This window comes from Bradyrhizobium sp. USDA 241, assembly GCF_049739505.1.
Lineage (GTDB): Bacteria > Pseudomonadota > Alphaproteobacteria > Rhizobiales > Xanthobacteraceae > Bradyrhizobium > Bradyrhizobium liaoningense.
The window spans coordinates 573,758-600,173 of record NZ_JBMGPZ010000004.1 but is presented as its reverse complement, the minus strand read 5'-3'; the positions used below and the strand labels follow the sequence as shown (position 1 = coordinate 600,173).

The following is a 26,416-nucleotide window of genomic DNA, read 5'->3' as shown; positions in this document are numbered from 1 at the left end:
AACCCGACGCGCTTTCCTTGGCCTTGCACAGAATGCCGTTGTCGCCGCGGCGATCGGCGCCGTCGGTGTCCACCTCGTTGGCGTCGCGGAGGCGATGCCGATCGACTCTGATCTCGCGAAAGCCCGGGAGCCGACGGACTTCGTGCGGCGGGCGCAGTGGTGGGGACCGCCCCCGCCTCCACCTCCTCGCCCGGGCTGGGGACACCCACATAGGCGACGCCGTCGCCGCTGGGTCTGCTGGTGGCATCGCGGTCGTCGGGTGTGCGGATGGCGGTAAGGCCTGAAATGCCCCTTGCCAACCGCGCAAATTCAAAGAGCCAGCTTCGTCCCGGTGCCCCATTCAGCCGTCATTGACAGAACGAAGGCGACAATCTGCGCGTGTGAAGGATGTCGTCCAGCGGTCGTGCGCGGGGGCGTACGTCACGAAGCCGTGGACACGAGCCAGGCAACCGCGAACAACCCGAGGAGGCCGTCGCCGCCGAAACTCACGGCACTGACTGCGAATAGCATGGTCGCGACCACCATGACGGTGGAATGGCCCAGCGCAAAATAAAGGCCCGCGCTCCATACTGAGAAAATCAAGCGCTACCAGGCCAAGCGCTACGACATTCCGCTCGCTAGGTATTTCCCAATCCGTGACTAGGTAGAAGTCCCATTGCCTGTTTCGGCGAGCGTCTGCATGACTAGCCATGTCAGCCTGCCCTTCGCCAGCAGCTCAGGAGGACTGTATGCAACTAACGCCGCGAGAGAATTCGACAAGCTGCTTGTCTACATGGTGGCTGACGTTGCGCTGAAGCGACAAGCCAAAGGCCTGAAGCTGAACTACCCAGAGGCCGTAGCCGTCATCTCGGCGACCGCTCTCGATGGTGCTCGTGCAGGGAAGACAATCGAAGATGTGACCAATGAAGCACGCACCGTCCTGAGCAAGGCCGATGTGATGGATGGCGTCGCCGATCTCATTCCAATGGTTCAGATCGAGGCGGTGTTTACCGACGGAAGCCGTTTGGTGACCGTACATACGCCGATCCAATGACAGCCTAGCAGGAGCTCAACATGGCTGGACCCAAGGCCGGTCCCAAGATTGCCGCCGATGTCGACCCGGCGACGGTCGATGTACCGATAGGTGGCTACATCTACGGCCCGTCTGCGATCTCGTTCGACGCCCGATCGCCCCGTGACGACACTGAAGGTGCGCAACGCGGGGGACCGGCCGATACAGGTTGGATCGCACTTTCACTTCTTCGAAGTCAATCGCGCGCTGGAATTCGATCGCGCAGCCGCCTTCGGGCTGCACCTCAATATTCCTTCCTCGACGGCGACCAGATTCGAGCCCGGCGACGAGCGCGAGGTTGAGCTCGTTCCATATGGCGGCAAGCGTGCCGTCTATGGTTTCAACAATCTCGTCGACGGTCCTACCGCCGGCCCGGACGCCGCCACGGTCAAATCCAAGGCGGTGGCACAGGCGACGGGGCGCGGCTTCCGCTCCGTCAAGACGAAGGCCTGACACTCCTATTCTCGAGCGGGGGCGACCATGGCGACCATATCGCGACAAGAATATGTCGGCCTGTTCGGTCCGACGACCGGCGATCGCATCCGCTTGGGTGATACAGGGCTATTCGTCGAGATCGAGCGCGATTTGCGCGGTGGATATGGCGACGAGATCGTTTTCGGCGGCGGCAAGAGCATGCGCGAAGGCATGGGTATGGACAATCAGGTGACGCGGGCGGGTGGCGCTCCCGACCTCGTGATTACCAACGTCACCGTGATCGACGCGGTGCTCGGCGTCGTGAAGGCGGATGTGGGCATCAAGGATGGCCGCATCTGTGCCATCGGCAAGTCCGGCAATCCGCAGATCATGGACCGTGTCACGCCCGGGCTCGAGATAGGTCTGGCCACCGACGCCATCTCGGGTTCGCATCTCATTCTGACGGCCGCCGGGATCGACACGCACATTCACTTCATTTCTCCGCAGCAGGCGCAGGCTGCACTCTCAAACGGCACGACGACGTTGATCGGCGGTGGCACTGGCCCTTCCGACGGCTCCAATGCGACGACGGTGACATCCGGTCCCGGCAACATCAACATGATGTTGCGCGCGTTCGAGGATTGGCCTCTCAACGTCGGCATCCTCGGCAAGGGTCACGGACACGGCAAGGCGGCCCTCATCGAACAGATCGAGGCGGGCGCAGTCGGCGTGAAGTGTCACGAAGACTGGGGCACCACTCCGGCGGTGCTGCGGTCCGCTCTGACCGTAGCCGACGAGACGGACACGCAGGTCTGCATTCATACCGATACCCTGAACGAATCCGGCTTCATCGACGACTCGATCGAGGCGTTCGAGGGACGGACGGTCCACTCGTTCCACACCGAGGGATCCGGCGGCGGCCATGCGCCGGACATCATCAAGATCGCTGGCCTTCCCAACGTCCTGCCGTCTTCGACGAACCCCACGCTTCCCTACGGCATCAACTCGCAGGCGGAGCTCTACGACATGATCATGGTCTGTCACCACCTCAGTCCGGACATTCCGTCCGATGTGGCGTTCACGGAGAGCCGCATCAGGGCTGAGACCATCGCGGCGGAAAACGTTCTTCAGGATCTCGGGATTATCTCGATGTTCTCGAGCGATTCCTAAGCCATGGGCCGCATCGGGGAATGTTGGCTGCGTTGCATCCAGACCGCCGATGCAATGAAGACCGGCCGCGGCAAGCTTCCGGAGGACGCGCCCGGCAACGACAATTTCCGGGTGCTGCGCTACGTAGCGAAGATCACGATCAATCCCGCCATTGCACACGGCCTCAGCGAAGTGCTCGGCTCAGTGGAGGTCGGCAAGATCGCGGACCTCGTCCTGTGGGAGCCTGCGTTCTTCGGCGCAAAGCCCAAGATCGTGATCAAGAACGGCTTCATCAGCTGGGCGGTCATGGGTGATCCGAACGCGTCGCTCCCGACGCCCCAGCCCACCTATTATCGGGCCATGTTCGGAACCCAGGGTAGCGCGCTGGCGGAGAACTGCATCACGTTCGTCTCCGGCGCAGCGCACGCCGCCGGGATCAAGGAACGGCTGGGACTCCGCAGGCAGGTGATGCCGGTGCGCAATGTACGCAATATCGGCAAGAGCAATATGGTCCGAAACACTGGCACGCCGAAGATCGAAGTCAGTCCGGAAACCTTTGCCGTGACAGTCGACGGCAAGCACGCGACCGTGCCACCCCTAGAGACGGTGTCGTTGAACCAGAAATACTTCTTCAGTTGAGGCGCCTGGCATGATCCTGATCGATACAATCGTGGGCAGCATCGACGACCATGAATGGGCGGAGCGCTTGTCATCCGCCGATACCGACTTGCTCGAGATCGACCAATGGGAAGCGCAGAAGAGCCGCTTCCGCAAGACGACGGTCAAGGGTGTGCAAGTCGCAATCTCGATCGACCGCGGGACCCACATCCGCGATGGAGACGTCTTGCTTTGGGATGCCCATGCGCGCTCCGCGATCATTGCGCGAATCGAGTTGCGTGACGTGATGATCGTGCATCTGGACGAACTGATGAGGCTTGCGCCGAAGCTGGCGATGCGGACATGCGTGGAACTGGGCCACGCAATGGGCAACCAGCATTGGCCCGCGCTTGTCAAGGACACGGTCGTCTATGTCCCGCTCACAGTCGACCGCAAGGTGATGGCGTCCGTCATGAACACGCACCGCTTCGAGGGACTCCGCTACGAGTTCGTACCCGGCCGGGATGTCATCCCCTATCTTGCTCCACATGAATCGCGGCGGCTTTTCGGTGGAGCGGAAGGACCTGTGCATTCCCACACGCACGAGAGCGACGCTGGCATCGAGCCCGACGGCGGCCACGTTCACGCACATCCGCCGACGCGCCGCGATGTGGACTCGGGAGATCCGACGCAAGCATCGCCTGCAAACGGCCGGGCCGCGCATGACCATCGCGAATGAGGGCGCCAAAGCAGCAGACAGCGCCGCATTTCTCTCGCGGATGTTGCAGTTCGGCGATTCAATGTTCCCCATCGGCGCATTCTCATTTTCTTCCGGAGTGGAATCCGCGATCCAGGAAGGCATCGTCACCAATGCTGCTACGCTCCGCGCGTTCACACACACTGCGCTCGAGCAGGCGGCACGCAGCGACTGCATCGCGCTGATCGCCGCGCATCGCGCGGCAACGGCAAATGACGTTGACACGCTCTCCCGGATCGACGCGCAGGTCTACGCCCGCAAGCTTTCCGGAGAGGCGCGGTCGATGTCGGTTCGCATGGGCAAGAAGTTCACGGAGATGGGTGTGGAGGTGGTCGGCGCTCCGCTACTTCGCACATGGCGTGAGCTCATTGAAGCGTCCGTGACTCCGGGCTGCTACCCAGTAGCGCTGGCGATCGGCTTTGCCGTACAGTTTCTGCCCGCCAGCCAGGCGTTCGTCGTTCATCAGTACGGAGTTGCGACGACAATCCTCGGAGCGGCCCTAAGGCTGATGAGGGTCAGCCACATCGATACGCAGAAGATTCTCTACGAGCTCACTCGGAAGGCAGAAGAGGCATACCCCGCCGCCGCGGCAGCACGGCTTCCAGACATGGCCAGTTTTGCTCCGCTGACGGAAATCCTGGCCGCCGTCCACACCAGAGCGCACGTCCGGCTATTCATGAACTGACGAATGGAGCTCGGAATGTCGAAGAACATCACGCGCATCGGCATCGGCGGCCCGGTCGGGTCAGGGAAGACCGCGATCGTGGAAGCCATCACGCCCCGTCTGCTCGATCTCGGCATCAAAGTGCTCATCATCACGAATGACGTGGTCACGACCGAGGACGCCAAGCACGTCCAGCGCACGCTCAAGGGTATTTTGATCCAGGAGCGCATCCTCGGCGTCGAGACGGGGGCGTGCCCGCATACTGCGGTCCGTGAAGACCCGAGTATGAACCTCGCGGCCGTCGAGGACATGGAGCGGCGCTTTCCGGACAGCGATGTGGTGCTGATCGAAAGTGGAGGCGACAATCTGACGCTGACATTCTCTCCGGCGCTGGTGGACTACTTCATCTACGTGATCGACGTCGCCGCAGGCGACAAGATACCACGAAAGAACGGTCCCGGCATCACGTACTCCGACGTCCTGGTCATCAACAAGACCGATCTTGCGCCCCACGTAGGGGCCAGCCTCGAGGTCATGAAGCGAGATTCGCAGTTGATGCGCGGCCTCAAGCCGTTCCTGTTCACGAACTGCAAGACGGGCGAAGGCATTCCCGAATTGGTCGCGCTGATCGAGCGGGAATTCTTGTTCGATGTCCAACGGCAGCTACGGCGTCCGGCATGATACCCGCGACCTTTCCCTGGGCCCGCGCCGAAGCCATCGCTGCATCGAGCCCGGAGTTTGCCCCGTTCCAGGACGAGCCGCCGCAGATGAGGAGCGGGGCGGTCGGCAAGACGGGCTTCCTGCGCCTGGGCCTGGAACACCGCTCTGGTCGAACTGTTCTGGCGAAGCTGGAGCGGCGCGCGCCCTACATGGTGCAACGCGCGCTCTATTGCGACGAGGAAATGCCAGGTCTGGCCTGCCTTTTCCTGATCACGACGACGGGTTGCGTGCTGCAGGGAGACAGGCTCGCACTCGACATCACCCTCGCTCCGCGGGCACAGGCGCACATCACCTCGCAATCCGCGACCAAGATCCACGCGATGGACGCCAACTATGCGGCGCAAAGCCAGACCATCACGCTAGCCGATGATGCCTACCTGGAGTTTCTTCCAGATCCCGTGATCCCGCATCGGCATTCACGTTATCTCAGCGATACGCAGATCTTAGTGGCGCCTTCGGCTACGCTGCTTATGTCCGAGATCATTCAGCCCGGCCGCAAGCACCATCATCCAGACGAGTGCTTCGGCGCCACGATCTTGTCGATCGCGACGTCCGGCGCGCGCCCCGATGGTCGTGTCCTGTTCGCGGAGAAGCTGGTCATCGAGCCGCAGCGGTATGCGATGCGGCAGACCGGCGTGATGGATGCCTTCGACGTGTTCGCCAACGTGATTCTGTGCGTCCCCAAGGACAAGGCCGAGCGGATCCACGAGCGGGCCGGCGCCGACGTGGACCTCGTGAACAACTTGGCGTTCGGCGCGTGCCGCCTGCCCAATGACGCCGGGCTGGTGTTCAAGGTGCTGGGCCGCGAGACCGCACAAGTGAAGGCCAAGGTTCGCGAGTTTTGGGCAGTGGTCCGCGAGGAGATCATCGGGGCCGCACTACCTCCGCCGTATCTTTGGCGCTAGCGGGCACCGAGCGTTGATCGCCCATAGCAGTGATTGCACGTTCGAGGAGGCAGCAATGGAAAAGATCTTGGCAGGGTGGGAGAACCTCTGCGGATCCTCCGCCATGTTACGGTTCCTGGACATCAATTTACGCAGCATCGGGCAAGTTATGTTTCAGAACAACCCGCTGACCGGGATGCTCTTCCTTGCTGCAATTGTCTGGGGATCATATGCATCTGGCGCTCCACGAGTGGCAATTGCGGGTGTGGTCGCGGTCATCGCGGCAAACCTGACCGCAGAGCTGCTCCACGTCGATACCGACTCGCTCCATGCTGGACTCTATGGCTTCAACGGCATCCTCGTCGGCCTTGCGCTGGCGACGTTCTTGGCCCCCGGGCTGCTCCTTTGGGTGTATGTGGTACTGGGAGCGGCCGTATCCGTCGTCGTGATGCTGGGGACAACCAATGCCGTCAAGCCGTGGGGCGGCGCTCTCACATTTCCGTTCGTGCTCACAACTTGGCTTCTCTTGCTGGCCACGTATGGATTTTCCGGCCTCGCGGGAGCAGCGCTGCCGACCGGCAGGGTTGTTACGGCATTCCAGGCCTACCAAGGAAGCCCGCTCCAGCTGATTGACCTTGTCCAAGGTGTGTTCCTCAGCATCTCGCAAGTCTTCCTGAAGGCTAGCAGCATCGCCGCGCTGCTCCTGTTTGCGGGGCTCGCCGTGAGCTCGCTCGCAGCCGCGGCCTTCGCTCTCGGGGGCGCGATCTTAGCCGTGCTGACGGCCCATCTTTTCGGCGCGGAGAGCGACCTGATTACCGGCGGCCTCCTCGGGTTCAGCCCGGTCCTGACTGCGATCGCGCTTGGTACCGTCTTCTATCAGCCGAGTTGGCGCGTCGGGGTCTACACCGCCCTTGGCACGATGTTCACGGTCATCGTCCAGTCGGCCTTGAACGTTGCGCTGTCCCCGTTCGCCATTCCGGCCCTGACGGCACCTTTCGTCCTGGTGACTTGGCTCTTCCTGCTGCCGCGGCAACGCCTCGAGCCGGTATCCGCCGTAGTGCGCGATGTGGAAAAGCCTGCCTGATTTTCATGGAGCTGTGCGTGAGCAAGACAGCGACAGCTCCCTCATTGACCTCAGATCTATCGGAGAAGCCAATCATGGGACTCTTACTGCTCGGCTTAGCTCTCCTCATGTGGCTCGCCTACCGCGGGTGGAGTATCTTGCTGGTGTCTCCGATCGCGGCGCTCATCGTCGCCATGTTCTCGGAGGAACCGCTGCTCGCTCACTGGACGCAGACGTTCATGCCGGGAGCGGCGCGATTTGTGGCGCAATGGTTCCCACTGTTTCTGCTCGGCGGATTGTTCGGCAAGTTCATGGGCGACAGCGGCTCGGTCAGCGCGATCGCGCAGTATTTGACCAGGAAATTGGGGAGCCAGCCACACGATGCTCGCGGTGGTGGCAGCCTCGGCGATCGTGACCTATGGCGGCGTGAGCGTGTTCGTCGCATTTTTCGTGCTGGCCCCTCTGGCTCACGAGATGTTCCGGGCCGCGAATCTGCCGCGCCGATTGATACCGGCAGCGGTCGGGCTCGGTGCATTCACCTTCACTATGTCGGTGATGCCGGGCACCCCCTCGGTCAATAACGCGATTCCGATGCCATATTTCGGCACCACCACCTTTGCGGCACCCGGGCTGAGTCTCATCGCGTCGGCCATCATCATCGTTTTCGGCATGTGGTGGCTTGGCCGTGCCGAGGCTGCAGCGCGCAAAGCTGGCGAAGGCTACGCTGGCGAGGCAGTAACCGCGCCGGTCGTCAACGAGATGGTCCGCGAGCAAGCGGCGCCGGCGGGTGACTTCGATCCTGCCGAATTGCAGCATGGCAAGCCGGCCGAGAGCGGGCCGCCCTTCGTCCTGGCCATACTGCCCATCGTCGTCGTTATCGTCACCAATTTCCTGATGGCGCTCGTCGTATTCCCGCGGCTCGATTTTTCGTACCTGTCCGAGCCTCGCTGGGGCGGTATTACGATCGGGGCAGTCTCCGGCGTCTGGTCAGTTTTGGTGGCTCTCGCGTTGGCAAATCTGACGGTCATGCTCATCAACTTTCGACGCTTGCCGTCCGTGCGCGAAACTCTCGACGCGGGTGCGAATTCTGCTGCCATGCCGATGCTGATGATCGCCAGTCTTGTCGGCTTCGGCGCGGTCGTTGCCGCAGTGCCGGCATTTGCGCTAGTCCGCGATGCGGTATTCTCGGTTCAGGGAGGACCACTGGTCTCATTGGCACTCTCCATGAATGTGCTGGCTGCCTTGACCGGTACTGCTTCGGGCGGCATGGCGATTGTGCTCAATGCATTTGGCGCTGACTTCATGCGCCTTGCCACTGATTATCATATCGATCCCGAGTTGATGCATCGCATAACGACGATGAGCGCCGGTACCCTGGACGCGCTGCCCCACAACGGCACGGTGTTGCTACTACTGCAAATCAGCGGTCTTACTCACCGTGAGAGCTATCTGGACATGGTGATGACGGTGATCGTCAGCTGCATCATCGCGCTTGCCGCCGTCCTCGTCCTGGGGTCGATTTTCGGATCGTTTTGAGCCGCAGGGGTCGTCGCCCTGATCGGCGGTGGATATGCCCCAATATCTCGGCATCTCGCGCCCCGCATGCTAGTACCCGGAATCAGAGCTGAGTGATACGGCGGCCTTTGAAACGGCGTTGACGGACCTTTTTCTTGGTCCAGACGAAGGGCTCGGCTCTGTCGTTGTATGCGTTGACGTAGGCATCGATGTGTTCCTGAAGCTGCTTGAGGCTCGTGAAGGAGGTGCCGCTGAGCGACTGCCCCTGCAAGATGGAAAACCATACTTCGACCTGATTGAGCCATGACGCACTTGTCGGCGTGAAATGAAATTGCACGTTGGGGTGGGCCTTGAGCCAGTCCTCGTTCTTTTTATGGGTGTTGAGGTTGTCGAGGATGACGTGAAGCTTGCGGTTCGGAAAAGCCGCGGTGACGCTGTTCATGAAATCGAGAAACTCGACGCGGCGCCGGCGTTTTGAATGGGTCGCGATGATCTTTCCGGTGGCGACTTCGAGCGCCGCAAACAATGTTGTGGTGCCATGCCGCTTGTAATCGTGGCTTTGGCCGGTCAAGGCGCGGCCATTGGGCAACTTCAGATAACCCTGCGCTCGCTCCAAAGCCTGGATCGAGGGCTTCTCGTCCACGCACAGCACAATGGCCTTCGCCGGCGGCGCGACATAGAGGCCGACAACATCGGCGGCTTTGGCCGTAAAGTTCGGGTCGTTGCTCTCGCACCAGGACTTGCGAGCCACCAGGTCAATCTTGTGGCTGCGCAGGAACCGCCAGACATATTGGACATCGACATCGCCCAGCGCCTCGGCCAGCAGGGGGCCGGTCCAGCGCGCAAACCCTTGCGGTGGCGGCTTATCCAGCAGCTTCAGAATCCGCTTGTCGGTCGTCTTCGTATAGATCGGCTGCTTGCCAGGCCGCGGCTTGTCTTGCAGCCCTTCAAGGCCATGGTCGGCATAGCGATGCCGCCAAAGGCTGACAATCCGCGGCTGGACCCCAACTTCCTTGGCGATCGACCGGGTGCTGCGCCCATCCGCCGCCAACAGAACTATCCGCGCCCGCTTCAAATCGCGCTGCAACGTCACCGGTGAGCGACAGCACGCCTCAAGCACCTTGCGATCTTTCCTCGAAAGGTGGACTTCTCTTGCTTCGGGTATCATCCCGACCTTGAATCACGACTCACGTTCCAAGAAAAGTGGGTACTAGGTATCAACGACAGTATCTGGAGGACACAGGATGGGAGCGGCCGCTGCGGGTGCGGTACCAGCACTGACTATGCCGCGAGCTATGGCGGAATCTGGGTGATGACGGTGTGAGGAAGGCGGCGTATCGAGGCGGGTGACGAGCCTGCCAGAACCTCTCGAGGAGAGCGATACGCCATGACCGAGACTACCAATGTTCTTGCTTTCCGTCAGCCGTCCGCGGTTGATGATCCACTGACCGATATCGTTCGTGCCGGCGCGCGGGACCTGCTTGCCAGGGCGATCGAGATCGAGGTTGGCGCGTTTCTGGCCAGCACGGCCAATCTGACGCTGCCCGACGGTCGAGCGCGCCTGGTCCGACATGGGCACGGTCCGGTGCGCGAGATTGCGACCGGCATCGGTCCGGTGGAGGTCGCTCGTCCCAAGGTCCGCGACCGCGGAGCGAGCGGGCCAGGCGACCGCCTCCGCTTCAGTTCGGCAATCCTGCCGCTATGGGCGCGGCGGACGAAGAGCCTGGATGCCTTGATCCCGGTCCTCTATTTGCGCGGCATCTCGACCGGCGACTTCCAGGAGGCGCTCTCGGCGCTGCTCGGCAAGGATGCGCCGAACCTGTCGCCTTCGGTGATCGCCGGCCTGAAGGCCGATTGGCAGGTCGAGTACGAACGCTGGCAGAGACGCGATCTGTCGGCGCGTCGCTATGTCTACATCTGGGCCGATGGCGTGTACCTGCAGGCCCGCATGGAAGATCACAGCGAATGCATGCTGGTGCTGATTGGCACCACGCCGGAAGGCAAGAAGGAGCTGATCGGCTTCCAGGTCGGCGTGCGCGAGAGCGCGCAGAGCTGGCGCGAACTCCTGATCGACCTGCGGCAACGCGGGTTACGGATTGCCCCGCAACTCGCCATCGGCGACGGCGCCCTCGGCTTCTGGAAGGCACTGGACGAGGCCTTTCCCGGCACGCGGCACCAACGATGCTGGTGCCATAAAGTGAGCAACGTACTCGACAAGGTCGCCAAATCCGTGCAGGGCCCCATGAAGAACGACCTGCGGAACATCTATCTGGCCCCACACCGGGCCGAAGCTGAAACCGCGATCGACGTCTTCGTCGAGAAATACCACGTCAAATACGGACGTGCGGTGGAGTGCCTGATCAAGGATCGCCATGCGCTGCTCGCCTTCTTCGACTTCCCTGCTGAGCACTGGATCCACCTACGCAGCTCGAACCCGATCGAGAGCGTCTTCGCCACGGTGCGCCACCGAACGGTGCGGACCAAGGGATCGCTGTCGCAACAAACTGCGAAGCTGATGGTGTTCAAGCTCATCGACGCCGCATCGAAGACCTGGCGGCGATTGAAGAGCACGAACCAGTTGCCGAAAGTCATCGCCGGTGTAAAGTTCATCGACGGAATCGAAGTCATTCCGAACACTGAAAGCCACGCCGCCTGATCAGGCCGCGTCACCCAAAATCAGCCATAGCTCCTATGCCGCCCATTGCACCTGAAACGGCTGTCCGCGCGGCGTGATTTTGTGCGAAGACCTCAGTAACGGAAGTCGTGGTCGCAAGGTCGACTAGAAGGAGCCGGATCAGTACTCGCATCATGTTGCGCTCCTCGCCGATCACGTGCTTCAGAGCCCGACCAGCTTCTTGCGAATCGCATAGCGGACCAGCTCGGCCGTCGACGACATCCCCAGCTTGCGCATGACCGATGCGCGGTGCGTCTCAACCGTCTTCACGCGCACCTTCAGTATCGCACTAATGGATCTATTGGTGTATCCCTCTGAAATGAGCTGAACCACGCTCTGCTCGCGCGAAGTGAGCAGCATGTCTGACCTGTTGTGCCTGTAGACTGATAGTCATGAAGCAACTTCTCGAGGAGAACAGAGCTGGCCCCGCAAATTCGGACAGTAGCTTGAGTGGATTTTCTGCCTGACAGCGGCGAGGATTCTTGCTGCGAATCAGGAGCGAAGATGACGAAGAAGAGCCGCCGGACGCATTCTCCGGCATTCAAGGCGAAGGTTGCTTTGGCTGCGGTCAAAGGCGACAAGACACTGGCGGAGCTGGCGCAACTGTTTGATGTTCATCCGAACCAGATCACGATCTGGAAAAACCAGCTCCTGGAAGGCGCCGCCGGCGTGTTTGGGCATGACAAGACATCGGCCGAGACGCCGGTCGATTTGAAGGCGTTACATGCCAAGATCGGCGAGCTGGCGTTGGAAAACGATTTTTTGTCCGGCGCGCTCACCAAGGCGGGCCTGCTGAGCGCAAAGCGATGATCGACCGCGGTCATGATCTTTCTATCGTGCGCCAGGCGAAGGTCCTGAAGCTGGCTCGCAGCACGGTCTACTATGAACCTCGGCCAGTTTCGGCCGAGGACCTTGCCTTGATGCGTCGGCTCGATGAGCTGCATCTCGATTATCCCTTCGCGGGAGCGCGTATGCTGCGATCGTTGCTGCGGCGGGAGGGCGTATACGCCGGTCGCCGCCACATCGCGACGCTGATGAAGCGCATGGGGATCGAGGCGGTCTATCGTCGCCCGAACACGAGCAAGCCGGCTCCGGGTCACAAGATCTACCCGTACCTGTTGCGCGGATTGAAGATCGAGCGGCCCGACTATGCGTGGGCAATGGACATCACCTACATTCCGATGCGGCGTGGCTTCGTCTATCTCGCGGCGGTCGTCGATGTGTTCAGCCGACGGGTCCTGGCCCATCGCGTCTCGATCACAATGGAGGCGGCCTTCTGCGTCGAAGCGGTCCAGGAGGCGTTGGCGAAGCACGGCAGGCCCGAGATTTTCAACACGGATCAGGGCAGCCAGTTCACCAGCCTCGAGTTCACCGATGTGCTGCTGGACGCGAAGATCGCCATCAGCATGGACGGCAAGGGCGCCTGGCGCGACAACGTGTTTGTCGAGCGGCTCTGGCGCACGGTCAAATACGAAGAAGTATATCTCCGCGCCTACGACAGCGTGTCCGAGGCGCGAGCGTCAATTGCCAAGTATCTGGCCTTCTACAATCAGGGACGCCCTCACTCGAGCCTTGACGGGCGCACGCCCGACGAGGCTTACTTCGGCACGCAAGCTATGGTGATGGCCGCATGACCGTCGCCGACGGTTTTGTCGTCGCTCTGGTCGGGCTACGCCCTCCCGACGCAACGACAAAACCGTAAAGCCCCGCGTTCAGCATAACCCGGCAGGAATCCACTTAAATCCAGCGGGGCGCTGTCCAAACAACCGGGGCCAGCTCTTACACCCGTAAAATATGGATTGCCATCCAGCAGCGCCTCTATCGCGGAGATCAAGTGCTTCCTTGCGTCGGACTTGAACAGGAAGCCGCGAACCCCGGCCAGAACCGCTTCCGTCAGCAGCTCCTCGCTTTCATGCATCGTCAGTATCAACGGCTCTGTGCGCAAATGCATAGACTTGAGGCGACGGCTGACCTCCAGTCCGTTCATCATCGGCATCGAATAGTCGACGATCACGATGTCCGGGAGCGTCTCCAGTGCCAAAGCGATGGCTTCCTCGCCATTGGTCGCCTCCCCGCTGACAGTCCAGTCGGAGCGGGCCTCCACGATGGCGCGGAGCCCAGCGCGTACAACCTCGTGATCATCCGCAACCACGATACGTTTCACGGTGGTGTTCTCGTGTGCCGGCTTGCGGCCTATGGGCTTTGCGTAAGATTGCCCGCCGTTGATTCGTCGACGATATCGACTATCATTCAGTGCGTTATCCTAGAAAACCCTGATATCATCCGGCGGATACCCGATGGTCTCTGGTCCGTTCATCAACTGATCAGCGGGGACCGGACGCTATTTATCACTGGAGACGCGCCGGCTTAGTCCGCAGCTGCAGAGCCGTGGCCGATGCCGGAGGACCCTGCGAATTCGCCGAGGCAACTCCTGCCCGTTCCATTTACAGAGAATGGATGGGAGCTACAGAGAATGGATGGGAGCGGCCTATAGGGTTGCAGTCCAACGACACCGTATTTGCCCGCGCCCAAATCCACCTGTCGAGCCCATCTCATCCACCCGCGCGGTGCCCGCCGTCATGCTCTCTCGGACGAGTTCAACCGGACGGCCGGCGCCAGTGTTGCTACGCATTCGAACCGCGATGGAAGTCGGGCTTGGAGGCGCACCGGCGGACACATCGCCGAAAAGAACCTGCAGGCGGTATCAGGACGCGCAAATTCGGGGACACTGGGTGAGCTGGCGATTCGGAAGACCTATTCAGCGCCATCCTGAAGGGTCGTCGGTGGCAACCACAGCGCCGTCCGCATCATCAGCTCCAGTGACAAGGCTCGGCCCAAACGGCCAAGCCCGAACCCCGGTTCGCAAATGTTCAGGAAATGGTGCCCCTGGCCGGAATCGAACCAGCACTCCTTGCGGAACTCGATTTTGAGTCGAGCGCGTCTACCAGTTCCGCCACAGGGGCCCTCGGTCGGCCCTGAGGGGGGCGTCGCGAAGCCGGCGGACTATAGCCATGGACAAAGCGGGGTCAACCCGCGCCAAAGTGATCCCGGCCGTTCTCGACAGCCGCACGGGCCGGGGCTAGAGGCTTGAGGGTGCGACCACCGGAAAGAGGCTGCCGTGACGATCCAGAGTGCCGCCATACCAGCGTTCAAGCAGGCCAGTGCGGGTCCCGCGCAGACCGCCTCGCTGCTGGTGACGCTGATCGCCGCAGTCACGATCGCCGGCGCCTGGTTCTTCCAGCTCGTGCTGGAGATCCTGCCCTGTCCGCTCTGCCTGGAGCAGCGCTACGCCTATTACCTCGTGATCCCGCTCGGTGCGCTGACGGCGCTGGCGGCGAGGAGCGGTGCGCCGCGGCCGCTGCTGCTGGCGGGGCTCGCGATACTGGCGCTGGCGACGCTCGCCAATGCCGGCCTCGGCACCTATCACGCCGGCGTCGAATGGGGTTTCTGGAAAGGGCCGACCGATTGCTCCGGGCCCGTCGTCAATCTTGGCAGCGCCGCTGATCTGCTGTCGAAGCTCGACACCGTCAAGGTGGTGCGCTGCGACGAGGTGCAGTGGCGCTTCCTCGGCCTTTCGCTCGCCGGCTACAACGTGCTGATCTCGCTGCTGATGGCCGCGATCGCGGCGTGGGGATTGGTGCGGACGGCGAGGCGGACATAGCTGCGGTAGGGTGGGCAAAGGTGCGCTGCTCGCGCGCTGTGCCCACCATTTATCGATGTTCGCATCAGTCGTTGGTGGGCACGCTTCGCTTTGCCCACCCTACAGGAGCTCGCTCCTCAGGCTGAGGAGAGCAATCAATCGTCCACGTCGTCCTGCGTGCGCCCGAACAGGTGCACGATGCCCGGCGTTGCGATCGTCACGAACACGAAGCGCGAGAGGTGGTGGGCGCCGACGAAGATCGGGTCGATGTGCAATGTCAGCGCCAGGGCCAGCATCGCATCCATCGCGCCCGGCGCGAAGGCGACGACGACGTCGGAGAATTTCACCTGCGTGGTCAGCGCCACGATCCCGACGAAGATGGCGGAGACGGCGATGGCCACGGCAAACGAGCCCAGCGCCGCGCTGAGGTGGCCGGCGAGCGTCTTGATTCGCATCCGCGCGAAACGGCTGCCGATCAATGCGCCGATACCGACCAGCGCCACGCCGCGGACCCAGTCCGGCAGGCCGCCCTCGACCCATCCGGCGCCGTGCAGCACGCTGGAGGCGATCATCGCGCCGAACATCCAGCTCGCCGGAAACCTGATCAGCCGCAACACCAGCGCTGCGGCCAGCGAGGCTGCGGCCAGTTCGAGGAGGTCGAGCGGCGAGGCGATCGTCGTCGTCAGCGACGGCGCAGCAGAGGACGCCACGCCCGCAATCGCCAGCACCATCGGCAGCGCGGCGGTCAGGATGATGACGCGCATGGTCTGCACCACCGCGATGCCCGGCAGGTCGGCGCCGCGCTCGACCGCCAGGATGGTGATCTGCGACAGCGCGCCGGGGCTGCCGGCCAGGAAAGCCGAGGTGCGGTCCCAGCCATGGATGCGTTGGAGGTAATAGCTCGAGCCGAACGTCGAGCAGAAGGTGGCGAGCGCAAGCAGCCCGATGGTGAGGGGATAGGCGCCGACCTGCTGAAGCAAATGGCGCGAGACCACCGAGCCCAGCGAGATGCCGAGCAGCACCAGCACGGTCTGGGTCAGGATCGGCGGCAGCGTCAGCTGGCGGCCGGCGATCGCGGCGATCCCGACCGCGATCATCGAACCCGAGATCAGCCCGCCGGGAAGGTTCGCGACGAGAAACACCAGGCCGCCGGCGGTGCCGATGACGAGCGTCTCCACCGTGCTCAATATGCTGGCACGGCTCGGCCATTCGAACGTCAGGGAGGCGGTGATCTGCTTCACACCACCTTATCGCAAATCGGCGGGAGGCGCACAATTGCAGGCTCGTCATGCCGCAATGCGCGCGCCTCTCGCGGAGGATCGCGGAGGATCGTGACGGACTTACTTCTTGTCTGAGGCAGGAGCGGCGGGGGCGGCGGGAGCGACGCTGCCGGCCTTCGCCTCCTTCTTGCACTCACGGGGAAACTTCCTGCGCTCCTTGCCCTTCAATCCCTTGGCGTCCGCCTGCTTGGAGCATTCGAGCGACTCGGCCGAACGCTCCTTCGGCGCCTTCTTGTCGGCGGTGGCGGCGGCATCGGTCTTTGTCTCGGTCTTGGCTGCCGGCGCTGCGGTCTGTGCGAAGGCGGTGCCGGTGGCGAGCAGGGAGGCGAGGGCGATGGCGGCGAGGCGAGACGTGAAGGTCATGTGGTGCACTCTGCTTGGGAGAATGGCGAAGGGCTGGAACGTCGGCCTGCATTGCTGAACGCGACATGAATGAGCTGAGCGACGGGATCACTATATTTTGGCGGCGATAGCGATCGCATCCTTGTCGCAAGCGGCCGACACGCTAGGATAGCAATCCTCGTTTCACTTCCGTCGGGGAAGACCAAGCAGGAGACCCAGGGATGATCATTCAGACAAGATTGTTGTGCGCGATTGCGGCGTCCGGTGTCGCGGCATTGCTGGCGAGCGCGCCGGCGCAGGCACTGACCGCGCAGGAATGCAGCGCGAAATATCAGGCTGCCAAGAAGGACGGCTCGCTCGGGACCATGAAGTGGAATGACTTCCGCAAGGCCCAGTGCGGTGCCGATGCGAAGCCCGCTGCTGCACCGACCGCAGCTGCTCCGGCTGCGCCCGCCGCTCCTGCCGAGCCGAAGCAGGCGGCGAAGGAGGCGGCACCCGCCGCCGCGCCGGCCCTGCCGGCCGGTCCGGCGGTGTATCCGAACGCGGTCGATCCGAAATATGCCAAGGAGACCCCCGGCAAGGCGCGGCTGCACACCTGCGTCGACCAGTACAATGCCAACAAGGCCACCAACGGCAATGGCGGCTTGAAGTGGATCCAGAAGGGCGGCGGCTATTACAGCGAATGCACCAAGAAGCTGAAGGGCGCCGCCTGAGCTTCGAATCGAGACGATGGCCGGAGCAGCGCTCCGGCCATCTGCTTGAATTGTTCGAGCACAATCTTCCGGAAAGCCGCTGCACACTTTTCCGGATTATGCTCAGTCGAGCAGCTTCTCGGCCGATCTCGCCACGAGCTGCGACCGCTTCCGCGGACCGCTCTCGACGAACAACAGGCTCTGGCCGAAGATGAAGCAGTAGAACAGGAAGGCCTGCGCCTCGGCTTCCTCGGCCGCAAGGCCGGTGGCGCGATAGAGTTCGCTGACGTGCTTGAGCCGCGCCGCGTCGACGCTCGCCACCGCCGCCGCGGCGTTCTCTTCCGAGCGGGCCCATTGCCGGATCGCGAGCTCGATCGCCATGCCCTCCGGATTGAGGCGCTCGGAATAGAGCTGGATCACCGCTCTCAGTCGCTCGCGGGGCTCTTGCCCGTCGAGACTCGTCTGCTGTGCGATTGCGGCGACGCGTCCCTCGCGCCAGCCTTCCAGCATGGCATCGAGCAGGGCGGCGCGGTCGGCAAAGCGGCGGTAGAAGCCGCCCTTGGTGACCCCAAGATTCTTGGCGAGCACCTCGACCCGGACGCCCTCGACCCCCGCTCGGGCGAGTTCGGCAAAGCCTGCCTCGACCCAGACATCGCCCTTGCCGTCACTCATGAAAGGAAACCCCACCGGCTCTTGATACGGTACCGTATTGCTAACGCGACACGGGTTTGATACGCTACCGTATCAACGATCAAAGACGAAATTGCGGGAGGAAGTGCGATGGAGCAGGAGGCGACCTATCGTGGCACGGTCTATCCGTGGCAATGCGATCACGTCGGCCACATGAACATCATGTGGTATGTCGGCAAGTTCGACGAGGCCAACTGGAATCTGTTCGCCCGCCTGGGCCTGACGCCGAGCTATCTGCGCAGCTCCGGCCGCGGCATGGCCGCCGTGCAGCAGAACATCGCCTACCGGCGCGAGCTGCTGGCCGGCGACATCGTCGCGATCCGCAGCCATCTGCTCGAGCTTCGCGACAGTCGATCCGCTTCCGGCACGACATGACGAATGCGGAGACCGGCGAACTCGTAGCGACGTGCGAGATCACCGGCGTGCACATGGACCGTCAATTGCGGAAGTCCGCACCATTCGCCGATGCGATCCGGGAGATCGCCGTGAAGCACCTTTCCGAGCCGGCTGAGGCATGAGCGATGGCCACATTCGAGCCGAGAAACCCCGAGTACCGCACGGCCACGACCGTGATGTTTGCCGCCCAGCCGGCGATGCGCACGCTGGGCATATCGATCGTCTCCTTGGCGCCGGGCCGGGTCGAACTGGCGATGCCGTATGCGTCCGCCTTTACGCAGCAGAACGGCTTTGTCCACGCCGGTATCATCACCGCAGGCCTGGACAATGCCTGCGGCGTCGCCGCCTTCACCCTGATGCCGCGCGAAGCCGATATCCTCACCGTCGAGTTCAAGACCACGCTGCTTGCGCCGGCCCGGGGCGAGCGCTTCGTCTTCAAGGCCGAAGTCGTCAAGCCCGGCCGCACGCTGACCTTCTGCGAGGCCAAGGCGATTGCCGAGCATGACGGCAAGACCACGCTGATCGCGACCATGACCGGGACCTTGATGGCGATGCTGCCCCGCATTGCGGCCTCGGACGTGCCGCGCACGTCTGCGCATGGCGGCGATTGACAAGCGTGCCAGCGCATCCCTTGATGCGATGGCCATGCTTGCAAGTCTCGGCCTCATCCTGCTCTGCCAATTGATCGGCGAAGCCGTCGTGCGCGGTCTCGGCCTGCCGTTGCCAGGACCCGTGCTCGGTCTGCTGCTGCTTCTGGTCCTGCTGCTCGCCCGCGACCGCTTTGCGCTACTAGTACCCGGAATCAGAGCTGAGTGATACGGCGGCCTTTGAAACGGCGTTGACGGACCTTTTTCTTGGTCCAGACGAAGGGCTCGGCTCTGTCGTTGTATGCGTTGACGTAGGCATCGATGTGTTCCTGAAGCTGCTTGAGGCTCGTGAAGGAGGTGCCGCTGAGCGACTGCCCCTGCAAGATGGAAAACCATACTTCGACCTGATTGAGCCATGACGCACTTGTCGGCGTGAAATGAAATTGCACGTTGGGGTGGGCCTTGAGCCAGTCCTCGTTCTTTTTATGGGTGTTGAGGTTGTCGAGGATGACGTGAAGCTTGCGGTTCGGAAAAGCCGCGGTGACGCTGTTCATGAAATCGAGAAACTCGACGCGGCGCCGGCGTTTTGAATGGGTCGCGATGATCTTTCCGGTGGCGACTTCGAGCGCCGCAAACAATGTTGTGGTGCCATGCCGCTTGTAATCGTGGCTTTGGCCGGTTAAGGCGCGGCCATTGGGCAACTTCAGATAACCCTGCGCTCGCTCCAAAGCCTGGATCGAGGGCTTCTCGTCCACGCACAGCACAATGGCCTTCGCCGGCGGCGCGACATAGAGGCCGACAACATCGGCGGCTTTGGCCGTAAAGTTCGGGTCGTTGCTCTCGCACCAGGACTTGCGAGCCACCAGGTCAATCTTGTGGCTGCGCAGGAACCGCCAGACATATTGGACATCGACATCGCCCAGCGCCTCGGCCAGCAGGGGGCCGGTCCAGCGCGCAAACCCTTGCGGTGGCGGCTTATCCAGCAGCTTCAGAATCCGCTTGTCGGTCGTCTTCGTATAGATCGGCTGCTTGCCAGGCCGCGGCTTGTCTTGCAGCCCTTCAAGGCCATGGTCGGCATAGCGATGCCGCCAAAGGCTGACAATCCGCGGCTGGACCCCAACTTCCTTGGCGATCGACCGGGTGCTGCGCCCATCCGCCGCCAACAGAACTATCCGCGCCCGCTTCAAATCGCGCTGCAACGTCACCGGTGAGCGACAGCACGCCTCAAGCACCTTGCGATCTTTCCTCGAAAGGTGGACTTCTCTTGCTTCGGGTATCATCCCGACCTTGAATCACGACTCACGTTCCAAGAAAAGTGGGTACTAGCGCACGGGCCGCTGCGCAATGACGGTGTCGAGACGGCGAGCAAGGGCCTGCTGGCGCATCTCTCGCTATTATTCGTACCGGCCGGCGTTGGCGTCGTGCAGGAGCTCGATCTGCTCGCGTCTCACGGCATCGCCATCATCCTCGTGCTCGCGCTGTCCGTGGTCGTCACGCTGCTCGCGACCGTGCTGACCTTTCGCCTCGTCAGCCGCCTGCTGAAGCAACAGGACGCGCGATGAAGGACAATCCGTTCTCGCTCTGGGTCTATCTCTCGCAATCGCCGCTGCTCTGGCTGACCGTGACGCTGCTGGTCTATGCAGCGACGGACGCGGTCTCGCTGGCGACGCGGCGTCATCCGCTGGCCAATCCCGTGCTGCACGCGATGTGGATCATCGGCGCGTTCCTGCTGTTGACCGGCACCTCCTACACGACCTACTTCGCCGGCGCACAGTTCGTGCACTTCCTGCTGGGGCCGGCGACAGTCGCGCTCGCGGTCCCGCTCTACGAGAACCGCAGGCGCGTCGTCTCATCGATCGTTCCGATGCTGGTGGCGCTGGTCGCGGGCTCGGTCACCGCGGTAGTGTCGGTCGTGCTGCTGGCCGAGCTTGCCGGCCTGCCGCGCGACGTGGTGCTGTCGCTGGCGCCGAAATCAGTCACCGCCGGCGTTGCCATGGGCATCGCCGAATCCCTGCATGCCGATCCTTCGCTCGCGGCGGTCGCGGTCATCCTCACCGGCATCATGGGCGCCATCATCGTGACGCCGCTGATGAACCGCACCGGCGTCACCGACTACCGGGCTCGCGGCTTTGCCGCCGGCCTTGCCGCGCACGGCATCGGCACCGCGCGCGCGTTCCAGGTCGACGAGATTGCCGGTGTCTTTTCCGGCATCGCCATGAGCCTGAACGCCTTGGTGACCTCGTTCCTGGTCCCTCTGGCAGTCACACTGCTGGTGCGATGACATCGCTGCCGCGACGCTCTATATGTCTGTAACATTTCCTGGTCCTGAGCCGTATTTGCGGTGATGGGGCCGAAACGGGACAAGATATGACTGAATTTGGGAACAAGGGCCGTCTGATGCCGACCCGGCGTGCGGCGCTGACGTTGATCGGAGCGGGCGCCGTCTTAGCGAGCGGGATCAACCTTGCGCGCGCGGCGACCGGTGAGGACGAGGTGCTCACCGAAGCCAAGGTGCTGCGCGATCCCGACACGCCCGTCGCAGGCAATCCCGACGGCAACATCACGATCGTCGAATGGTCCGACTACAATTGCCCCTATTGCCGCAAGCTCGAACCCGAGCTGCGCCAGGTCGTCCAGGACGATGGCAAGGTGCGGCTGGTGATGAAGGACTGGCCGATCCTCGGGCCGGTGTCGGTCACGGCGGCGCGGACTGCGCTGGCGGCGAAATTCCAGGACAAATACCATCAGGCCCATGACGCCATGATGGGCGTCAGCTCGCGCCTGACCGAGCCGCGCATCAACGAGCTGCTCGCGGCCGCCGGCGTCGACATCGACCGGTTGAAGCGCGATCTCACCGGCCACGCCAAGGACATCGACGCCATCCTCAAGCGCAACAACGAGCAGGCTGAAGCTTTCGGGTTCAGTGGTACGCCGTCATTCATCGTCGGCAAGTACCGCGTGCCCGGCGTGCTCAGCATGGCCGAGTTCGAGCAGGTCATCGCCGACGCCCGCAAGGCCAAGATGAACTGACCCGCATCTTTGATCGTAGCCGACACAAAGGCGCCGCCGCGGAGTTCGCGACGGCGCCTCATTCATGTCGGGCGATGCTACTTCGACGAGATTCGGACCCAGTCCTTGTGCGCGCGGTCGCGCAGTGCGTCCCAATCGGCCTTGGCGACATCCCAGTTCACGATGGTGCGATTGGTGGTCGCGACCTCGCCATTGGCGACCGACGACGTCTGCATGGAATCATAGACGTAGACGCCGCCCGCAAGCAGCAATGCGCCCAGGATCATTCCGAAAAAAGTCTGCATGGCGAACCTCCGGTGACGGGCGATAACGTCGGCCCGGAGTGATGGTTCCCCGGCCATGCGGCGCATCTAAGGAGAGGTCGTTCATCCTCCATTCAGCCACTGCAGCAATTCCGCATTGATCTCGCGCGGATAGGTGTGGCTGAGGTCGTCGATCTCGCGGTAGGTGACATTGGCGCCGGCGGTGGAGAGCGCCGCCTGCGTCTGCCGTGCCGTCTGCACCGGAAACATCCAGTCGAGCTTGCCGTGAGTGATGAAGACCGGCAGGCCCTGCAGGCGCGTTGCGTCCGCCATCTCCGCCATCAGCGGATGAAAGGTCGCCGCAACAGGCGCGAGATGAGTGAACGGCGAGGCGCCGTCGAGCCCGGTGACGTAGCAGAAGGTGCCGCCGTCGCTCATGCCGGTCAGAAGCATGCGCGAGGGGTCGACGCTCCAGCGGCCACGCACCGTCTCGAGGATGCGCATGAGGTTCGGCGTGTCGGTGTCGTCGCCCATCAGAGCCCAGGTCGGGCCGGTCGCGGTCGGCGCCACCAGGACCGCGCCGAGACTGCGCGCGTCGCGCAGCCAGCTCCACAGAAAGCCGCGTCCGTTGCCGCTGCCGCCATGCAGCGCCATCACCAGCGGCATTGGCCGGCCGGGTACGTAGTATTCGGGCACATAGGCTGAGAAGCCGCCACGGCTGCCGGGCTCATTGTGATCGTGGAAGATGCCGGTGTGTTCGCCTGCGCCGGCTTCCAGTCGCGACAGCAAATTCGTATTGCCGCGGTTGGCCGCGTTGAGGAAGAAGCTGCTCACCGGCGGAAACTGCAGCGAAAGAGGATAGAGCGCCTCCTGCGCGCGGGGCAGGTGGCGCAGCGCGCGGAAGACCGCAACGCGATCGCCGTGGCCGCGCTCGACCTCGCGAATGCCGGCAAAGGCGGCGAGTGTCTCGTTGCAGGCCCCATCCAGTCGCGCGCGCAGTTCGGCGAACTGCTCCGGCCATTCACCGATCGAAGCCTGTGTCGTTTGCAGCGCCTCGTCCGGTGCGCCGATTGCATTCATAACGGATGCAAAAGACGGCGGGTGCAAATGCCGCTGGAAGTAGCCGAGCGCCTCCAGCGCATTGAGCAGCGGCGGCAGCACGGCCACGATGTCGTCCACCACGGCCTCGGTCATCGCCTGCTTCCTCAAGCCTGGGGATCGGTCCCTGGGGTCAGTGCAGCTTCGGCGCCTTCAGGAGCTTGAAGCGATCGGTCGACGTCACGGTGACGTCGAAGGTGACGCCTTCATGATGCACGGTGAGCGGCACGTCGACGCCGGCAGCGCCGAGCGTCCACATCTTTCTGTAGAACGCGCTCTGGCTCGTGACCTTCTCGCCGTCCACAGCGAGGATGACATCGCCGGTCTTGAGCTCGGCGCGGGCGGCCGGGCCGTTGGTGGAGATCCCGATCACCACCACGCGGTTGTCGATCTCGGTCGAGAAGAGTCCGAGCCAGGGCCGCGCCGGCCTGTTGACCCGGCCGAATTTGCGCAAGTCCTCGAGGATCGGCTTCAAGAGGTCGATCGGCACGATCATATTGACGTGCTCGGCCTTGCCGTCACGTTCCCGGTCGAGCTGGATCGAGCCGATGCCGATCAACTCGCCGCGTTCGTTGAGAAGGGCCGTGCCGCCCCAGTTCGGATGTGCGGGACAGGTGAAGATGGCCTCATCCAGCAGATACTCCCAATAGCCGGCGAATTCCTGCTTGGCCACGATTTGGCTTGCGACCGAGCGCGTGCGCCCGCCGGCGCCGCCGACCACGACGCGATCGCCGATCCGGGTTGCTGCCGACGAGCCGAGCGGCAGCGGCGCGACGTCGAGCTGGCCGAGCGCCTGCACCAGCCCGAACCCGGTCTCGGAATCGAAGCCGAGCGCGTGACCCTCCACCACGCGTCCGTCGGCACGGTGCAGCCAGACCGTCTCTGCCTCAGTGATGAGATAGCCTATCGTGAGCACCAGCCCGTCGTCGATCACGACGCCGTTGCCGGCGCGCTCGGTGCCCAGCGTCTCGGCGCTGAAGGCGTCCGGCGGGACAATGGCGTGCAGGCCGACGATGGATGCGAGCGCGCCGTCGAGATCGAAGCCGTAGTCGCTCGCCCGCGGCTGGTACGCCGGCGGCACTCTCCATTCGGTCAGAGCGGGCATGGAGTTCTCCTGGCTGAGAGCATCGCTCCGGTATGGCGCGCGGAACGACGAGCAAGCATAATTTAGGCCGGGGCAGGCCGTCTTGAAAGCCTCGTCGCCAACTATTCCGGAGAACGCCGCGTGAAATCTTCGAAAGGCGCGAAGATACCTCGCGGATCGGGCGTCCGTGCGATCCGGCACCGGCCGCATGGCTGCTGTCCGGCGGAATGCTAGGCGCCGCATAGCGAAGCTGCTAACCATTGCCGCTTCGTTTGACCTTGGGATCACGGACGACAAGCATGGACAACCGCAGCGACATCTGGCGTGGCATTGACACGATCAAGGCACGTTTCATCGACCTCAGCGACAGGGTCTGGGGCATGCCTGAGGTCTGCTACACGGAGGCGCGGTCCGCCGCCGAGCATCTCGCCGAGCTGCGCCATCAGGGATTCCGGATCACCGAGAACGTCGCCGGCATCCCGACTGCGGTGATGGGCGAGTGGGGCGAGGGTGGTCCGGTCATCGCCTTCATGGGTGAATACGACGCGCTGCCGGGCCTCAGCCAGGAGGCGGGTGTCGCCGAGCATCGTCCGATCGAGACCGGCGGCCATGGCCATGGTTGCGGTCACAATCTGCTCGGTTCCGCCGCGCTGCTCGCCGCGACCGCGGTGAAGGATTGGCTGGCCGAGAACAAGGTGCCGGGCCGCGTGCGCTATTACGGCTGCCCTGCGGAAGAAGGCGGCGCGGCAAAGGCCTTCATGGTGCGCTCCGGCGCGTTCGAGGACGCCGACATCGCCATCACCTGGCATCCGCACAGCTTCTGGGAAGTCGCGGTGACGCCGTCGCTCGCCAACACGCGCGCGGATTTCATCTTCACCGGCCGTACCTCGCATGCGGCCGCCTCGCCGCATCTCGGCCGTTCGGCGCTCGACGCGGTGGAATTGATGAATGTCGGCGTGAACTACATGCGCGAGCACATGCCGAGCGATGCCCGCGTGCACTACGCTTTGCTCGACACCGGCGGCATCGCGCCGAACGTGGTGCAGGCGCATGCGCGCGTGCGCTATTCGATTCGCGCCCGTGATCTTCCCGAAATGAACGAGCTGGTCGAGCGCGTCTCCAAGATCGCGCAGGGTGCCGCATTGATGACCGAGACCAAAGTCGAGATGAAGATCATCTCGGCGGTCTCCAACATCCTGCCGAACGCGCCGCTGGAGCAGGCGCTGCACCAGGTGATGGAAGAACTCGGGCCGCCGCATTTCGACGACGCGGACAAGAGCTTTGCCAGCCAGATCCGTGCGACGCTGAGCGACAAGGACATCTCGTCGGTCTATTATGCGATCGGCATGGAGCCGACCGACCGGCCGCTGGCCGACTTCCTGGTGCCGCTCGATGCCAAGCGCAACCCGCTGGTCGGTTCGACCGATGTCGGCGACGTGAGCTGGGTAGTGCCAACCGTGCAGGTGCACGCACCCACGGTTGCGATCGGCACGCCCTTCCACACCTGGCAGGTGGTCGCTCAGGGCAAGAGCCCACATGCCCACAAGGCCATGGTGCAGGCGGCCAAGGCGATGGCCGGCCTCGGGATCAAGGCGCTGACGGAACCGGAGCTGATCAAGGCCGCCAAGGCGGACCTTCAAAGGCGGACGGCCAAGACACCTTACATCTGTCCGCTGCCGGATCACGTCGCGCCGCCGCTCGACATGTCCGTCGGGTAACTTCACCTCGATACTTCGTCGGATGCGGCGAACAAATTTTCCGCAGTGCAGCGCGCAATCCAGCACGTTTTGATGCTGGATTGCCGAACGGATGGGCTGCGGAACGCGATTTTGCCCAACGGACAGCCA

22 protein-coding genes, 1 tRNA gene and 8 pseudogenes are annotated in these 26,416 nt (G+C 63.0%); 20 read left to right on the top strand and 11 right to left on the bottom strand.

Going from position 1 to position 26,416, the window contains the following annotated elements; genetic code table 11:
- Window positions 1-728 precede the first annotated feature (728 nt).
- The 9 genes and pseudogenes from ABIF91_RS12605 (at window position 729) to ABIF91_RS12565 (ending at window position 8,835) form a co-directional block, all read left to right on the top strand.
- A pseudogene (locus ABIF91_RS12605) lies at window positions 729-1,033 on the top strand (urease subunit gamma).
- A gap of 20 nt (window positions 1,034-1,053) precedes the next feature.
- Window positions 1,054-1,504: pseudogene (locus ABIF91_RS12600) on the top strand (urease subunit beta).
- Window positions 1,505-1,531: 27 nt separating this feature from the next.
- A pseudogene (locus ABIF91_RS12595) lies at window positions 1,532-3,253 on the top strand (urease subunit alpha).
- A gap of 10 nt (window positions 3,254-3,263) precedes the next feature.
- Window positions 3,264-3,950: an urease accessory protein UreE gene (ureE, locus tag ABIF91_RS12590; RefSeq protein ID WP_080659949.1), complete on the top strand. Its 687-nt coding sequence runs from the start codon at window positions 3,264-3,266 to the stop codon at window positions 3,948-3,950.
- Window positions 3,934-4,653, top strand: a complete 720-nt coding sequence (locus tag ABIF91_RS12585) for an urease accessory protein UreF (RefSeq protein WP_028180095.1) — start codon at window positions 3,934-3,936, stop codon at window positions 4,651-4,653. Before ureE ends, ABIF91_RS12585 begins: the two co-directional genes overlap by 17 nt.
- A gap of 15 nt (window positions 4,654-4,668) precedes the next feature.
- Entirely contained in the window at window positions 4,669-5,313 is a 645-nt protein-coding gene (gene ureG / locus ABIF91_RS12580; RefSeq protein WP_028180094.1) for an urease accessory protein UreG, read from the top strand.
- Window positions 5,310-6,257: an urease accessory protein UreD gene (locus ABIF91_RS12575; protein ID WP_028180093.1), complete on the top strand. Its 948-nt coding sequence runs from the start codon at window positions 5,310-5,312 to the stop codon at window positions 6,255-6,257. Before ureG ends, ABIF91_RS12575 begins: the two co-directional genes overlap by 4 nt.
- A gap of 55 nt (window positions 6,258-6,312) precedes the next feature.
- Entirely contained in the window at window positions 6,313-7,320 is a 1,008-nt protein-coding gene (gene yut, locus ABIF91_RS12570) for an urea transporter (protein ID WP_028180092.1), read from the top strand.
- 74 nt (window positions 7,321-7,394) lie between these two features.
- Window positions 7,395-8,835, top strand: a pseudogene (locus tag ABIF91_RS12565) (GntP family permease).
- Window positions 8,836-8,917: 82 nt separating this feature from the next.
- Here the strand turns inward: ABIF91_RS12565 and ABIF91_RS12560 are convergent.
- A complete protein-coding gene (locus ABIF91_RS12560; RefSeq protein ID WP_026192128.1) occupies window positions 8,918-9,982 on the bottom strand; it encodes an IS630-like element ISRj1 family transposase in 1,065 nt (354 codons plus the stop codon).
- Between the two features lie 219 nt (window positions 9,983-10,201).
- On the opposite strand from ABIF91_RS12560, the gene ABIF91_RS12555 reads away from it, so the two are divergent.
- Window positions 10,202-11,470, top strand: coding sequence for an IS256 family transposase (locus tag ABIF91_RS12555; protein WP_038952271.1), 1,269 nt, complete (start codon window positions 10,202-10,204; stop codon window positions 11,468-11,470).
- A 180-nt stretch (window positions 11,471-11,650) separates the two neighbouring features.
- Here the strand turns inward: ABIF91_RS12555 and ABIF91_RS12550 are convergent.
- A pseudogene (locus ABIF91_RS12550) lies at window positions 11,651-11,910 on the bottom strand (response regulator transcription factor); the annotation flags it as partial.
- Window positions 11,911-11,992: 82 nt separating this feature from the next.
- Between ABIF91_RS12550 and ABIF91_RS12545 the strand changes: the two are divergent.
- Window positions 11,993-13,122, top strand: a protein-coding gene (locus tag ABIF91_RS12545; protein ID WP_424579180.1) for an IS3-like element ISRj2 family transposase whose coding sequence is annotated in 2 segments (ribosomal slippage) — window positions 11,993-12,245 and window positions 12,245-13,122 — 1,131 coding nt in all. Because the reading frame shifts where the segments join, the coding sequence is not laid out codon by codon here.
- A 35-nt stretch (window positions 13,123-13,157) separates the two neighbouring features.
- Here the strand turns inward: ABIF91_RS12545 and ABIF91_RS12540 are convergent.
- Entirely contained in the window at window positions 13,158-13,652 is a 495-nt protein-coding gene (locus tag ABIF91_RS12540; RefSeq protein WP_080660091.1) for a response regulator, read from the bottom strand.
- 714 nt (window positions 13,653-14,366) lie between these two features.
- Window positions 14,367-14,451 (bottom strand) — tRNA-Leu (locus tag ABIF91_RS12535).
- A gap of 155 nt (window positions 14,452-14,606) precedes the next feature.
- Between ABIF91_RS12535 and ABIF91_RS12530 the strand changes: the two genes are divergently transcribed.
- Window positions 14,607-15,149 (top strand): disulfide bond formation protein B, encoded by a 543-nt coding sequence (locus ABIF91_RS12530; protein WP_028182000.1) that lies wholly within the window; start codon window positions 14,607-14,609, stop codon window positions 15,147-15,149.
- Window positions 15,150-15,283: 134 nt separating this feature from the next.
- On the opposite strand, the gene ABIF91_RS12525 is transcribed toward ABIF91_RS12530, so the two are convergent.
- Both ABIF91_RS12525 and ABIF91_RS12520 read right to left on the bottom strand, forming a co-directional pair.
- Window positions 15,284-16,369 (bottom strand): AbrB family transcriptional regulator, encoded by a 1,086-nt coding sequence (locus tag ABIF91_RS12525; protein ID WP_028182001.1) that lies wholly within the window; start codon window positions 16,367-16,369, stop codon window positions 15,284-15,286.
- A gap of 99 nt (window positions 16,370-16,468) precedes the next feature.
- Window positions 16,469-16,771: a PsiF family protein gene (locus ABIF91_RS12520; protein WP_028182002.1), complete on the bottom strand. Its 303-nt coding sequence runs from the start codon at window positions 16,769-16,771 to the stop codon at window positions 16,469-16,471.
- A 200-nt stretch (window positions 16,772-16,971) separates the two neighbouring features.
- On the opposite strand from ABIF91_RS12520, the gene ABIF91_RS12515 reads away from it, so the two are divergent.
- Window positions 16,972-17,463: a hypothetical protein gene (locus ABIF91_RS12515; RefSeq protein ID WP_028182003.1), complete on the top strand. Its 492-nt coding sequence runs from the start codon at window positions 16,972-16,974 to the stop codon at window positions 17,461-17,463.
- 102 nt (window positions 17,464-17,565) lie between these two features.
- Here the strand turns inward: ABIF91_RS12515 and ABIF91_RS12510 are convergent, their stop codons facing one another.
- Window positions 17,566-18,114, bottom strand: a complete 549-nt coding sequence (locus ABIF91_RS12510) for a TetR/AcrR family transcriptional regulator (protein WP_028182004.1) — start codon at window positions 18,112-18,114, stop codon at window positions 17,566-17,568.
- Between the two features lie 108 nt (window positions 18,115-18,222).
- Between ABIF91_RS12510 and ABIF91_RS12505 the strand changes: the two are divergent.
- The 3 genes and pseudogenes from ABIF91_RS12505 to ABIF91_RS12495 all read left to right on the top strand — a co-directional run.
- Window positions 18,223-18,650, top strand: a pseudogene (locus ABIF91_RS12505) (acyl-CoA thioesterase).
- Between the two features lie 3 nt (window positions 18,651-18,653).
- Window positions 18,654-19,139, top strand: a complete 486-nt coding sequence (locus ABIF91_RS12500) for a PaaI family thioesterase (protein WP_035679939.1) — start codon at window positions 18,654-18,656, stop codon at window positions 19,137-19,139.
- A 34-nt stretch (window positions 19,140-19,173) separates the two neighbouring features.
- A pseudogene (locus tag ABIF91_RS12495) lies at window positions 19,174-19,329 on the top strand (CidA/LrgA family protein); the annotation flags it as partial.
- A gap of 1 nt (window position 19,330) precedes the next feature.
- On the opposite strand, the gene ABIF91_RS12490 reads toward ABIF91_RS12495, so the two are convergent.
- Window positions 19,331-20,395 (bottom strand): IS630-like element ISRj1 family transposase, encoded by a 1,065-nt coding sequence (locus ABIF91_RS12490; RefSeq protein ID WP_026192128.1) that lies wholly within the window; start codon window positions 20,393-20,395, stop codon window positions 19,331-19,333.
- Between the two features lie 39 nt (window positions 20,396-20,434).
- Between ABIF91_RS12490 and ABIF91_RS12485 the strand changes: the two are divergent.
- The 3 genes and pseudogenes from ABIF91_RS12485 to ABIF91_RS12475 all read left to right on the top strand — a co-directional run.
- A pseudogene (locus ABIF91_RS12485) lies at window positions 20,435-20,677 on the top strand (CidA/LrgA family protein); the annotation flags it as partial.
- Entirely contained in the window at window positions 20,674-21,396 is a 723-nt protein-coding gene (locus tag ABIF91_RS12480) for an LrgB family protein (RefSeq protein ID WP_028178485.1), read from the top strand. The pseudogene ABIF91_RS12485 and the gene ABIF91_RS12480, both read left to right, overlap by 4 nt.
- An 86-nt stretch (window positions 21,397-21,482) precedes the next feature.
- The gene (locus tag ABIF91_RS12475) at window positions 21,483-22,145 is read left to right on the top strand and encodes a DsbA family protein (protein WP_028178486.1); all 663 of its coding nucleotides are present in this window, start codon (window positions 21,483-21,485) and stop codon (window positions 22,143-22,145) included.
- 77 nt (window positions 22,146-22,222) lie between these two features.
- Here the strand turns inward: ABIF91_RS12475 and ABIF91_RS12470 are convergent, their stop codons facing one another.
- The 3 genes from ABIF91_RS12470 to ABIF91_RS12460 all read right to left on the bottom strand — a co-directional run bounded on the left by ABIF91_RS12470 (window position 22,223) and on the right by ABIF91_RS12460 (window position 24,590).
- Window positions 22,223-22,429, bottom strand: a complete 207-nt coding sequence (locus ABIF91_RS12470) for a hypothetical protein (RefSeq protein WP_018316294.1) — start codon at window positions 22,427-22,429, stop codon at window positions 22,223-22,225.
- 81 nt (window positions 22,430-22,510) lie between these two features.
- Window positions 22,511-23,581, bottom strand: coding sequence for a phospholipase (locus tag ABIF91_RS12465; protein ID WP_028178487.1), 1,071 nt, complete (start codon window positions 23,579-23,581; stop codon window positions 22,511-22,513).
- A gap of 37 nt (window positions 23,582-23,618) precedes the next feature.
- On the bottom strand, window positions 23,619-24,590 hold the full coding sequence (locus ABIF91_RS12460; protein ID WP_028178488.1) for a S1C family serine protease: 972 nt from the start codon (window positions 24,588-24,590) through the stop codon (window positions 23,619-23,621).
- Between the two features lie 278 nt (window positions 24,591-24,868).
- Here ABIF91_RS12460 and ABIF91_RS12455 point away from each other — a divergent pair, with 278 nt between their 5' ends.
- Window positions 24,869-26,287: a M20 family metallopeptidase gene (locus ABIF91_RS12455; protein WP_424579179.1), complete on the top strand. Its 1,419-nt coding sequence runs from the start codon at window positions 24,869-24,871 to the stop codon at window positions 26,285-26,287.
- Window positions 26,288-26,416 lie beyond the last annotated feature (129 nt).